Raw genomic sequence first — 13,227 nt, 5'->3', positions numbered from 1 at the left:
TTTCGGATCGACGCCGCGGCCGCGATCGCGGCTGCGACCCCGATTCGGTGGAGTTGGCCACTGGTGCCTGAGCCTCCACCTGGTGTCTGACCCTCCACCTAGTGCCTGAGCCTCCACCTAGTGCCTGACCGCCGAGTACCGACAGGCGAGACCTGTCGGCATCAGGTCGTGCTCTCGTCGGCGGACCCGTTCGCAGATTCCACATCCTCGCTTTCTTCACCCTGTTCCGGTCCGGACCCTCCGCTCTCCCCGTCTTCGGTTCGCGCCTCCGTTCCGGCTGGTGACGGAGACGCGTCGGATTCCTCGGATGCCGACTCATCACGCTCTTCAGCCTCGGCCTCGTTGGAGCTCTCGGACGCCGACGTGTCGCCTTCCTCATCTGCTGCTGCTTCCGATTCGAGGCTCTCGGATGCTGACTCGTCCCCGGCGTCTCCTGGGTCCGATCGAGAGGCGGCCGACCGCCTGAATCGTTCGACGGCTTCGTCCCAGGATTCCGCAGTTTCGGGCGACGATTCGAACTCCGAGGTGACGCCTGAGAACCGACAGTGCTCGCAGTACGCCGCTTCGCTGTCTCCACCCGCGATGGCGATCGTCGTCAACGGGGTGCCGCAGCGGGGACAGTCCATACCTCTCCGTTCAGGCCCCTGGTAGTTCAATATAGTCGCCGTTACTCCAGCAGCGCTTTCGTCTTCCGGTGTCGCCCCCGAAACATCGGCTCGAATCCGACGACGGCGAGCGGAGAGACCGATCGACCGATCCCACCGCCCGGGAGTTCGTACTCGACCTCGTCGTCGATGATGGTCTCCTCGCCGTCGGCGACGAACCGGTGGGTGTGGATCCACGTCGCGAACGGGCCGCCGCGCATCTCGTCGCGGAACATCGCCTGGTCGATGCCCTCCTCGCGCTCGGTGATCACCGAACGCCACTCCTGCCGGGGGGCGATCCCGAACGGCTGCATCGACATCTGGATCTCCGACCCCTCGGTCAGGAGCTCGGGATCGGGGTCGCCGTCCGGCCCGGTCACCGCTTCGATCTGGAGGTTCATCCAGTCGGGCGTGAGCGCTTCGAGGCCGGAGACGCGTGAGTGAAAGTCCCAGACTGCGGAGAGTGGTGCGTCGACGCGCGTCAGTCGTGAGTACGTGGCCATACCGGAGAGAGGAGCCACCGGGGCAAAAGCGCCGCGGCGGATTCGGCGTCGCTGTCGGCGGCGATTACAGCGTGAGCCGGGTCACGTTCGTCCCGGCGACCGAGAGGTCCTCGTCGCTCGCGGCGGCAACGGTGATCTGGTTCTCGCCGTGTTCGATGTCGAGAGAGGCCTCGAAGGATCCCTCGTCGGGGTCGACAACCTGCGTCTCGGTCGGGGTTTTCACCGCGACGACCGCCCCGTCCGTCCGGCCGGAGACGACGATTTCGTCGCCCATAAACCGCGTGCTGACCTGGAGACGCGGCGCGTCCTGGCGATCGGTTTCGAGGAAGCGTTCGCGGATGACCGACGGCATCTCGATGGGTTCGCCGGCGTCGACGCTGTGGGCGAGTCGGACGTACTGCGCCATCGACCAGGCCAACGGGGTCGCCGCTCCGGTTCCCTCCCCGAACGCCCAGTTGTACTCCGTGCTGTGCTGTCGGTCCCACACCTGCTCGGCGAGCATCCGCCCGGAGTTCGCAAAGCCCGCCATCGTCTCGAGCATATTCTGCGGTTCGAGCGCCTCCTCGTCGGGGTCGTGGAGGAGTTCGTACTCGCCGCGCTCGCCCGTGAAGATCGGCCAGAGTCGGCCCTTGCCCTTGGCCTCGATCGACCACGGAGCCCCCTCCTCGTCGACGGCCCGCTCGCCGTAGCCGTCGCCGTTGTACCGGTAGAACGCCGGACCGTGCGGCGTGTCGACCCGGATGGTGTCGTCGACCTCCTGTACCGAGTTCACCATCGTGTCGTCGTCAGCGGGCTTGATCCCGAGTCGCGCGAGTTCGAGGAATCCCGCGTCGATGATCTCGCGCTCGTCGAGCGTCGGACCGTTGTTCGCGAGCGTCCGGAGGTGACCCGCGTCGGGGTCACCGTCGCGAGTGATCCGGACGTAGTACGGCGTGTTCGTGTGGCGCTTCGACCCCGTTTCGGTCGCGGTCCACTCCTCGACGCGGTCCCTCCAGTCGTCCGCGAGGGACTGCCAGATGAGCGCGTCCGCGTCGTGGCCCTCCTCCCGAGCGATGTCGGCCGCGCACGTGAGTCCGGCGATCTCGGCGGCGATCGAAGACGGCGAGTAGCCCGCTTCCTCCTCCCAGCGCTCCTGGGCCGTCGGCGGTCCGTTGCGGGCGACGTAGTCGGCCGAGCGCTTGACGTTGCTGTAGTCGTACCCGGCGTCATCGAAGCCGACGCCGTGCTGGCGGAGCATCCAGGCCATCACCGCCGGGAACGAGATGTTGTCCATCTGCTCGCCGCCCCAGCGAGTCCGGCCGTTCAGGTAGGTGTTCTGCGGGATGAACCCGCGATCGTCCTGTTGGTACTGATAAATGTACTCGAGCGCCAGCCGGCCTGTCTCGATGTCGCCGACCGCCTCGAAGGCGGTAAACACCTGATAGAGGTCGCGCGACCAGACGAAGTTGTAGCCGTACCCCTTGGCCTCCTCGGCGGTGACGGCCTCGCCCCACGGCACTGACGGCGAGGCGATCCCGGCCCCCAAGAACGTCTTGTCCTCGACGGCGCGAAGGCTCATCAGACAGGCCTTGTACTGGTTTGTGAGTCTGTCGTCGCCGCGGACCGACTCCGGGAAGTCCTTGTCCGCGAGGAACGAGGCCCAGGCGTCGATGTACCCGGCCCGAACCGACCCGTACTCGCGGCTGAGGGCCCCTGCGGCCTCGCCGAGCGCGGCCGCCGTGTCGGCGTCCTCGGCGAAGCCGAGTGCCAGTCGGTTTCCGACGGTCTCGCCCGTCCCGACCCGGCCGACCAGCACGACGTTCTCGTCGTCGACGCTGCTCTCGGGCGTCGGAGCGGTGCCGTCGGAAAACAGTTCCGAGAGGTACTCCGAGCCGGCGACGCCGACGGTGGCCCACTCGAACCGGTTCGCCGCTGCCATCGCCGCGGCGACGCTGTACTCGTCGCCCTCCTCGTCGATGAGGAGCGGTTCGGTGTCGCCCTCCTGATCGTAGGCGCTCGCGTCCCGCGCGACGAGATGGTAGCCGTTCGGCCCGCCGAGGCGAAGCCCCCGGTCAGTCGTGCCGGTGTTGACGAGCGCGGCGTCCGCCACAGCGTACAGTTCGTACTCGTTGTCGTCGTCGGCCTGGAAGTCGACGTCGACGAGGACGGCGTCGTGTTCCGGATCGGGCACGTACTCGGCCTTGAGCGTCCACTGATGACCCCGTCCGTCGCCGGTCTCGGCGATCACGTGTCGGTAGAGCAGCGCGTCGTCGTCAGCGACCTCGACTCGCCGCTCGATGGTGTCGGCGTCGTCGTCGCGACGCGTCTCGTTGTGCGTCCGTGCGGTGTAGTTCGAGTCCTCGTCGACGACGAGGAAATCCAGCGTGCGGAGGTTCATCAGGTCGACGCGCGGGAACCGGACCTCGGTCAGGGATCCTTCGGTGAGCGTGAACCAGATCCGGGAGGGATCCGTCTCAGTGTGGTCCGGTACCGTCGCGACTCCGTACTTCTCGCCGGTCGTCCAGCGTGGACGCCCTGACGGCCCCGAGGGGGCCGCCTTCGGAGCCGGAAGCGCGTCCTGTTCTCCGAGCACGCCCGTGGCGCGGAGTCGCAGCGCGTGCGACCAGCCGAGGGGGACCGCACTGTCGGCCGTCCCGTCGTCGAACACCTGCTCTGCGAGGTACCCCGCATCGCTGGCGAACGGGCCGTCGGCCCCGAGGAGTTCGTAGAGTTCGGTGGCCGTCTCTCTGAACGCCGCCCCGGCCTCCTCGTCTCCGTAGGATTCGAGCAGTTCGGCGAAGTCGGCCGCGGCGTTGGCCCCCCACGCGGTGGACACTGACCACACCTTCTCGTCGTCCTGCTCGGCGCTGCGCCAGTAGTCGCCCTCGAAGCGGATCAGCCCCTCGACGTCGCCGTCGTCGGATTCCCGACGGAGGTCGGTGAACGCTCGATCCAGATGCATCTTGAGCCGCTCGAGTTTCGCGGCCGGGATCTCGTCGACCTGGTCGAGTTCGTCGTAGGCGGCGAACGCTTCGACGAGCGCGAACGATCCGGAGTCGAGGCGGGCGTCGCGGTCGTCGCCGTCGCGGAGACGAAGCGCGTACACCTCGTAATGGTCGTCCCACAGCCGATCGAGGCCCTCGAACACGGCAGTGGCCTGCTCCCCGGCGCGGCGTTTAAGATCGTCGTCGACCGGGCCCGCCGCCACGGTCGCGTACGCGTGGAGGTAGGTGGCCGCCGTGTGGACGAAGCGCCCGGTCATATTCTCCCACGCGTTCTGACACGTCTCCGGCAGGCCGTCGTCGCCGAGCGTGTCGTCGAGGACGTCGACTCCGTCGCGGACTGCGTTCCGGATCCGCGCTTCGAGCCCAGCCGAGAGTTCCTTCGAGCGCTCTGTCAGGAGCGTTGTGAGGAACGAGACGACGCTGGCCGTCTGGTCGGCCTGATACTCGGGCACCCCGGACGCTTCGACGCGGGCGTTCGCCCACCCCGGCGCGAGCGATCCGTCGATGGCCCACGCGCGGTGCGGCCACGAGCCGTCGTCCAGTTGGGTATCGCAGAAGAACTCCGCAATCGCGGTGAGCCGCGCGCCGGCGTCGAGGCCGAGCAGGTCGTCGGCAGTCGCCAGACACCGGCCCACTTCTGCCTGATCACGGAACCAGGTGTAGCCGTACCCGCCGGTGTGGGTGTAGAAGGGGTCGAACTCGGGACCGGCGATCTGGGCCCCAGACGGCGCTGTCAGGAGAGACAGCGCACGGAGATCAGAGCGCACGGCACTGGGACGCGAGACGCCATCGGGGACTGACACCTCGGCGCGCTGGCGCGCGGCCGCACGGATGTCGTCGGCCGTCGCGTGTTCGAGCGCGCAGTGACGGAGGTCGCGGAGTGCGTCCTCGCGGTCGACCTCCTCGTGGTCGGATAACTGGGTGACGAGCGTCGTCTGAACGCCGCGATCTTCGGGTTCGAGCGGCGCGGAGACGACGATGTCGCCGCTGAGGTGGGTGTCTTCGTAGCGTTCGAGGACGGCGTCTCGGGGGAACTCGAAGGCGTCCTCGGAGAGCATCTCCTCGAACCGCTCGGGGATCTGGCCGCGGACGTCGTCGATGCCGGTCGACGCCGTGACGTAGTCGTGTTCGCGGCGGTGGAATACCTCGACGGCCTGGGCCTCGTTCGGGCCGCCCGTCTCGTGGATCAGTCGGCTGACTTTGGTCTCGCGGCCCTCCGGAGCCAGCGTGAGAAACGCCGTCAGGTGCGCGTCCGTGGGGATGGCCCCGCGGAGTTCGACGTGTGTGACGTGTGCCCGGCCGAGCGTCAGATCGTACTGGTGGACGGTGTAAGAGCCCGCATTGTACTCGGTCTCGACGAGGCTCGTCTCCCGGTAGTAGTGCTGTCGGACCAGCTCGAGATCGTCAAACCACCGTATTTCGCCCTCGGCTTCGATAGCGAACCGGGAACGGTCGATGCCGTACAGCCCTGAAAGCGCAGACGAGTAATCGCGAAGAGCGCCGTCGCCGCCGACGTAAACGAGCCGATCGCCGTGCCCGGAGAACGCGCCCCCGCTCGTGGGTAACTCCCCCGGAAAGCGCTTATCGCGGTCGCGCTTATACTCGTTCAGCACGGTTCGAAGTCTCATACAAACGGACCTGTGTGCCCGCGACATAAGTATTGGCGTAACCGGCGATACGTCGACCCTCCCGCCCGAAATCCACACGAATGATTACTGTAAACGCCGATCGGGGCAAAGCCAAAGTCCCAACGTAACGATGGGACCTGTATGGAACATCCTGGCCCGCCCCGGTTCGTCGCCGTCGGCGACGCGATCGAACTCGCCCCGCGCGATCCAGACCCGACGGAGACGTACGCCTGGCACCTCCGTGCCGCACCGGTGGATAGTACGATCGAACTTCCGGACGATGAACCGGTCGTCGAGTTCGCCCCGGACGCTCCCGGGACGTACGAACTCGAACTCGATGCGTCCGACCGGCGACACCGCCTCACCGTCCGCGCGTTCCCCGGCGATCTCGCCCCGGCCGGCCGGGGCGTGGGCGCGAGCGGGGGGAGCGGGCTGAGTGGCTACCAGAGCGGATCAGCCCGGACGTCCGGTGAGAGCGGCGGCGTCTCCGGGTCCGGCTCCGGGACGCACTCCGAAGGAGGTGGCGGCGGCCGGCCCCGCCTGCAACTGCACGGCGACGTCGAGGGAACCGAACTCGTCGTCCGCGCCGATCCCCAGCCACACCCAGACAGCGACGCCGACCGCGACGACGTCGTCGTGGAGTTCCTCGTCGACGACCGCGACGACGTCGACCGGGACCAGATCGCCATCGAGGGGTGGGAGCTCAGGATTCCGACGAGCGTCGTCGGCGACCGCGTCCGTGTCCACGCCGTGGCGGTCGAGGAGTCCTACAGCGTCCCCGACACCATCGAGTTCGCTCGAGAAACCGTCCCCGACGGCGGCGACGCGCAGGGTCGAATGGTGACGGTCCCCGACGCGAGCGCCGAAGGGCAGGGGTCCGAGGCATCGGACGCTGATGCCGCCTCCGATGGGGGACACACGGCCGCCGATCCAGAGAGCGCAACCGGAGACGCGCCGGGCGACGACGCCGCGGGGTCCGACGCGTTCGAGGTCGTCCGCACGAACGACCCGCCGGCGTGGTCGACGGACGTCACGCTGTATGAGATCTACGTGCGCGGCTTCGCGGGCCCCCCGGAGGACCAGCAGGCCGACACCGTCTTCGCGGCCATCGAGGAGCGACTCGACTACCTCGAATCGTTGGGCGTCGACTGTCTGTGGCTCACGCCCGTCCTCCAGAACGACCACGCGCCGCACGGCTACAACATCACGGATTTCTTTTCGATCGCCGAGGATCTCGGGGATCGCGAGGATTACGAGCAGTTCGTCGAGGCCGCCCACGACCACGGAATGAAGGTGCTCTTCGACCTCGTGATGAACCACTCCGCCCGCGACCACCCGTTCTACCAGGACGCCTACCGGAACCCCGATTCGGCGTACTACGACTGGTACGACTGGAAGGACGACGGCGAGCCCGAGACGTACTTCGAGTGGGAGTACATCGCCAACTGGAACTTCTCGAATCTCGCGGTCCGCCGGCACCTGCTCGACGCCGTCGATACGTGGTTCGAGATCGCCGACGGCTTCCGGTGCGATATGGCGTGGGCGGTCCCGGACTCGTTCTGGCGGGAGCTCCGCGATCGGGTGAAATCCCGCGACCGGGACTTCCTGCTCTTGGACGAGACCATCCCGTACATCGCGGACTTCCACGACGGGATGTTCGACATGCACTTCGACACGACGCTGTACTTCACGCTCCGGCAGGTCGGCCGCGGTGACGAACCGGCCTCGGCCATTCTGGACGCGATCGATCAGCGCGCCGAGGTGGGGTTCCCGCCGCACGCGGCGTTTATGCTCTACATCGAGAATCACGACGAGACGCGGTACGTCGTCGAGTGCGGCGACGACGCCGCGATGGCGGCCGCCGGGGCGCTCGTCACGCTCCCCGGCGTCCCGATGCTCTACGGGGGCCAGGAACTGGGTCAGCGCGGCCGCCGCGACGCGCTCGCGTGGGACCACGCGCGCGAGGCGTTCCACGAGCACTACGAACGCCTGCTCGAGGTCCGCGAGGAGATCCCCGCACTCGGCTACGATGGCGACCTCAAGCGAGTCGACTACGGGACAGACTCCGACCGTGCGGTGGCGTTCGAGCGCTCGCTCGACGACGAGGCGTACGTCTGCGTCCTGAACTTCGGCGAGTCGACGGCGACCGTGACACTCGACACCGTGTCGGTGGACCCGACCGACGCAATCACGGGCGAGTCGCTCGCGACTGACGAGGGCCTGGCAGTCGACGACGTGGCCGTGTTCCCCGTGGCGTGAACCCGGGTCGCCCAAGAGTCGAATGACGGCCGCTGATTCGCCCCGTCGGCTCGACGACCGGACGGCCGATCTGGTCGCGTGGCACCGCTCACGAGCGCCTGCCACCGCCGTCGATCCGCACGAAGCGGCATCGGAACTCGCGTCGCGGTTGGGCGCGCGCGTCGTCGACGACACGACCGCTGAGTTCGGGTTCTGGACACCGGACGTCGTCGACGAGGGCGTGCCCGAATCCGCAGTGTCTCTCGAGGTGTTGACTCCGCCGCCGGACGTCGACCCGGCGCAGACCGTCGCTCGCGACGTGCGATTCGAGCGGACGCTGATACCGACTGCACGACACCGCCAGTGTCACTGGGTCGCCGTGGAGGGTGTGCGCCCGGGGACCCGCGAGGATCTCGGGTCGCTCTATCGACTCGTCTACGAGACGGCCGAGGGCCGCGAGACGAGTATGGATCCGCTGTGTGCTTCGCTCCCGTTCGGAGCGTTCGGTCCCGCGGAACTGTACGACCTCGACCGACTGGACGCGACGCGCGCGGACCGGTCGTACTTCGAACGCCTCGGCACCGCTGACGGCGGCGCAAGCGCGGTCGGCGCTGACGCCACCGTTGGCTCGGCCGACAGGGCCGGAGGAGAGACTGATGAGTCGACGGACGAAGCAGCCGGGCCGGCTGACGAAGCAGCCACACCGACGGACGGTGTTGATTCACCCGCAACCGGGACTGACGCGCCGACAGACGTGACGAACGGCCACCGGAGTCCGACGGCGGAGATTCCGCGGATCGCGCCGCCGACGAACGTCCTCGAACTCCACGTCGGGACGGCCACGGAGCGGGGCACGCTGTCCGGACTCGCAGACGTCCTCGGGACCGTCGCCGAGAAGCGCGCCGCTGACGACCCGCTGGAGCCGTGGGAGCGGAACTTCGCGGGCTACGACGCCGTCGAACTCCTCCCGATCGAGCCACTCACCGAGAGCCGTCAGACGCACACGTTCTGGACCGAACGCGAGGTCGACATCGAGGGGCTGACGGCGCGCGTGAGCCGACCGGAGATCCAGAACTGGGGCTACGATCCCGTCGTGGCGGGTGCCGCCGCACCGAACCCGTCGCTCTTGGGGACCGGCCGGCCGGACGAACTCGTCGAGTTCATCGCGACGTGTCACGCCGACCCGAACCCGATGGCAGTCGTCTTCGACGTGGTGTTCGGCCACGCGGCCAACCGCGCCGTCGAACGCCTCCCGGACCGCTTCTTCGCCGGTCCCGGGCCCTTCGGGAAGCGACTGAACTACGCCGATCCGACCGTCCGCGCGATCCTCCTCGAGATGCTGCGCCGAAAGGTGTCGTTCGGGGCGGACGGGATCCGGATCGACGCCTCCCACGATATCCGTCGTCCCGATTCGGGCACCACGACCGGCGGGATGCCCCCCATCGACGACGACTTCCTCGCGTCGATGCACGATATCGTGGTCGAGACCGCCGGTGTCGCCTACCGCCCGTGGACGGTGTACGAGGACGCTCGTCCCTGTCCGCAACCCGACTGGCCGCTGACGGCCACCTACCGCGACGTCACCGACACCCACCCGGACGCGTTCCAGTGGTCACCACTCACATTCGGCGACAACACGCCCGCCCTCCTGACGTACTGGGCGCGAAACTGGTGGCGCGTTCGAGAAGTCGCTGCTCACGGTGCGAACTGGATCACCGGCGTCGCCAATCACGACACGGTTCGCCGCGGGACGCAGTTGGCTCCGCACGGGCAGGCGGGTCGCGTTCCGGTGAATCCCCACCTCGGCGATCACGCCCCCGAACGACTCGCGGCGGCGTACGACACCGCCGCGGCGTCGATCCTCTTTCACGCGTTCCTGCCAGGCGTCCCGCTGGACTTCGCACACGCGACGATGCGCGCTCCGTGGGGATTCTTCCGCGACACCGACGGCGAGGGCAGCGCGTCAGTCCTCGCCGACGAGGCGACGTTCGCCCACTGGGCGGTCCGCCCGGCCGCGTTCGACGAGGCCCGGTTCTTCCGGCGGACGAAGTCGTTCGGCGTCGACGCTCTGTCCGAGTTGCGCGCGACCGTCGAGGCGCTGTCGTCGGTGCTCGCGGCGACGGGTGGCGACCGCGAGGCAGCGGCCGCATCGCTCTCTCCGATGGAGACGCCGCTCGGGACGACGCTCTCGGCGGACGACCTCGACGCGTTCGCCGATGCGTGGTTACGGGACGTCCGCGACTTTGCGACCCTCAGCCACTGGCACGAGCGCCAGGACGACGCCCGCAGCGCGTTCCGACTCCGGACCCGAGAGTTCCGGCGGACGCGGGGCTGGCTCGCAGCCGACCTCCGCGACGACGAGTGCTTCACCTACCGCCACCCGGTCGACGGAACAGTCCGCTACTACGGGTACCGACGCGCGCCGGACACCGCAGCAACCGACGAGGAACTCCTCTTCGCCGGGAATATGGAAGGGCCTCCGGTGACGGTCACGCTGGCAGGAGTCACGAGTGCGATCGCAGCCGACCACGGGGATCGCTCGGTTTCGGCCGACGGATGGAGTCCGCTACTCGTGCCGCCGGGGGTCGATACGGCCTCAGGAACCGACGCGATCGACGGCGATGCTGCCGAAGGCGTACCCGCTGCCGACGGTGCGAGTGAGGTGACGCTCGAAAACGGTGACGCGGTTCTCTGGCGACGGACGCCCTGAGTCCCTCAGCAACCCCCGGTCGAAACCCACAGATACGAGTTCCCGCCGTTCGTACGTCCGGTAGTGACCGAATCGTACGTCTGTCCGCGCTGTGAACGAGTCGAAGAACGCTCGTACAAAGTGCGCTTCATCATCCTCACTTGTCCCGACTGCGGGGAGAACGGCCGGTTCCTGCACGAGTCGTTCGTGGGTCGACTCGAAGCGATTCCGGAGTCGGCGCATCCGGAGAACTGGGCTGAGATGCCGCTCGACGAACGGCTGCTGTACGCGATCCGCGAGGGGCTCCTCGAAGTCGATATCACGGGACCGATGTGAGACCGGCGGTCCGCGACGCGTTCTCGACGCCCCGGGCGCTCGTCTCCACGGCGATTCCTCGGACGTAGTCGCCGTCGGGACCGACCCAGGTGCCGTCGTAGCCACACTCGGTGGTGAGTCGGCAGACCCGGGTCTCCGGCGGCCAGACGGCACGGACGCCCTCGCCCCGTCCGTCGACAGTGACCTCCTGGCGATAGGTGACGCTCGAACCGCCGACGCCGACGAAGGTCACCACGAGGTCGACCTCGGCGCGGTCCGACGCGAGGGGGACATCGCGGAAGCGTGATCCGCTCTCGAAGGGGAGGTTCCGCACCTGTGCGGTCTCGGGGCCGATGCTCCAGGTCACGGTGACGTTGCCGTTGTCGACGGCCGCCGTCGGCACACTGTAGCGCGCGTAGCCCTCGGGCGTCTCGATTCGAACGCTCGCGCTGGTCGCCTCGGTAGGTACGCCCACGCTGGTCTCGGCCCGAACCGAGGCGGCTTCGATGACGCGGAGCCGTTCGAGTTTCGGAGTCACTGGCGTCGTCGCCCCGGTCCACGTCCCGCGGTAGGTGAAGCGGTACGGCGTCCGATTCGTCGCGTTCAACACCCGGAGGTCGCGCTCGGGTCCGCCGTCGGTGGCGTACACGACAGCGCCGTCGTACCCGGGGTCGGATCTGAGGTACTGGAACGGGTGCGCCTGCCAGTCGCCGTAGGGATCGGGCGTGAACACGACCGCATCGTCGAACGAGCGGCCCTCGAAGGGCTCGTAGGTCGCCGCGAGGTTCTCGCTTCGGCGCTCATTCGCCGCCAGCGGCCCATCGACGACCGCCAGTTCTGCGGAAGCCACGGCGGGCGCGCTCGCGACGAGGGCCACGAAGACGACGAGACGGGCGTAGTGGGTGGTCGTCCACCGGGCCACCACGCTGACGCCGCGACGAGCGATGGCAGCCACCCCCGCGGCGGCGAACACGGCGACCGGGACCAGGGCGTCGAAGTGATAGAAGGGACCGAGCAGGTCGATGAGGCCGTTCCGCAGGCCGTTGTGCGTCCCCCAGAAGTACGCTTCCCCGAGGAAGACGGCCGGGACGACTGCACCGAGCAGTGCGGCTACCTCGCCGTCTCGCAGTCCACTCGCAGGCTGGAACCGTGAGCGGACGCGTTGCAGGCCGCGCGATCGCCACACCGTCGCTCCCGCGCCGACCGCGGCGAGTCCGGTGCCGATGGCGCCCGCCGGAACCCACGACGTGAAGAATTCTTGCGTGATCGTCACCGTCGTTTCGAGCGCCAGCGCGGGCGTGTAGTTCCGCTCGTAGTTGAGGATCTCGTGCGGGCCGAACCCGATCCCGTCCTCCGGCGCGAAGGCGGCGTACGGGAAGACGAGCGGGTCACCGGTCACGATGACGTTGTACGCGAGCGTGACGCCGACGAGCGCCGCGCCCGGGACGGCGACAGCCAGGGCGCGGGTGAACACCACGCTGAAAGACTCCCCCAGTCCGCGCCGTCGCCAGACCACGCCGAGCGAGAGCAGCGTGTGACCGATGAACGGCGAGGCGAACAACACGGCCGTGTACGGCCGGCAGAAGAATGCAAGGCCGATCGCGGTTCCGGCGGCGACGGCCCACACCCGGCTCTCAGTTCGCGCCGCCTTCACGTACGCCACCGCGAACGCGACGTTCAGCATCGTCGCCGGCGCGTAGGAGAGAAACGTCGCCGAGGTGAGCAGAAACAGGGGTGCGCCCGCCAGCGTCGGGATCGCGAGGAGGCCGACCCGGCGGTCGAACGCGGCGGCCGCGAGCCAATAGACGCCGGCGGCCGTGCCGGCCGCAACGACCCCGAGCGCGAGGTTCCAGTCACCGAGTAGTCGGCCGACGGCGAAGATCGCTGGCGCGACCGGCGAGTACTTCCCGTACATCCGCACGCCGCTGTCGGTGCCATCGACGACGAAGAACCACGGACGGACGGCCTCGAAGGGAATCTCTCCCGGCCGGAGGAAGAGCTTCCCCTCGAGCAGCATCGCTGCCTGATAGAGGTAGACCCCTTCGTCGTCGTTTACCGAGTGGTAGGGGAAGAGGTCGATCGCCAGGAAATAAATCAGGAGGCCGACGCCCAGAACGAGTCCGGCCGCCGCCACGCGTTCCGGGTGGTCGAGCGCGGCCGAACGAATCCGAGCGGACAGTCGGTCGAGGGCGTCGCGTGCGTCCCCAACGGCCCCACGGAACACGA

7 protein-coding genes are annotated in these 13,227 nt (G+C 68.3%); 3 read left to right on the top strand and 4 right to left on the bottom strand.

Annotated elements, in window-relative coordinates; genetic code table 11:
* Positions 1 to 161: 161 nt before the first annotated feature.
* The 3 genes from BLU74_RS07045 to BLU74_RS07035 form a co-directional block, all read right to left on the bottom strand.
* Entirely contained in the window at positions 162 to 626 is a 465-nt protein-coding gene (locus tag BLU74_RS07045) for a hypothetical protein (protein WP_089766557.1), read from the bottom strand.
* Between the two features lie 41 nt (positions 627 to 667).
* Positions 668 to 1,147, bottom strand: coding sequence for an SRPBCC family protein (locus BLU74_RS07040; protein ID WP_089766556.1), 480 nt, complete (start codon positions 1,145 to 1,147; stop codon positions 668 to 670).
* Between the two features lie 64 nt (positions 1,148 to 1,211).
* A complete protein-coding gene (locus BLU74_RS07035) occupies positions 1,212 to 5,759 on the bottom strand; it encodes a DUF7997 domain-containing protein (RefSeq protein WP_089766555.1) in 4,548 nt (1,515 codons plus the stop codon).
* Between the two features lie 141 nt (positions 5,760 to 5,900).
* Between BLU74_RS07035 and malA the strand changes: the two genes are divergently transcribed.
* From malA to BLU74_RS07020, 3 genes are all read left to right on the top strand, one after another.
* Complete coding sequence (gene malA, locus BLU74_RS07030; protein ID WP_089766554.1) at positions 5,901 to 8,018, top strand: alpha-amylase MalA; 2,118 nt, start codon at positions 5,901 to 5,903, stop codon at positions 8,016 to 8,018.
* Between the two features lie 22 nt (positions 8,019 to 8,040).
* Positions 8,041 to 10,707: a glucosylglycerol hydrolase gene (gene gghA / locus BLU74_RS07025; RefSeq protein ID WP_089766553.1), complete on the top strand. Its 2,667-nt coding sequence runs from the start codon at positions 8,041 to 8,043 to the stop codon at positions 10,705 to 10,707.
* A 63-nt stretch (positions 10,708 to 10,770) separates the two neighbouring features.
* Positions 10,771 to 11,022 (top strand): hypothetical protein, encoded by a 252-nt coding sequence (locus BLU74_RS07020; protein WP_089766552.1) that lies wholly within the window; start codon positions 10,771 to 10,773, stop codon positions 11,020 to 11,022.
* Here the strand turns inward: BLU74_RS07020 and BLU74_RS07015 are convergent.
* Positions 11,006 to 13,225 (bottom strand): DUF7846 domain-containing protein, encoded by a 2,220-nt coding sequence (locus BLU74_RS07015; protein WP_245705747.1) that lies wholly within the window; start codon positions 13,223 to 13,225, stop codon positions 11,006 to 11,008. The two genes, BLU74_RS07020 and BLU74_RS07015, sit on opposite strands and share 17 nt — an antisense overlap.
* Between the last annotated feature and the right edge of the window lie 2 nt (positions 13,226 to 13,227).

The organism is Halobellus clavatus, assembly GCF_900107195.1.
Lineage (GTDB): Archaea > Halobacteriota > Halobacteria > Halobacteriales > Haloferacaceae > Haloquadratum > Haloquadratum clavatum.
Note: the sequence above shows the minus strand (reverse complement) of the source record. Positions and strands in the feature narration are given on the sequence as shown.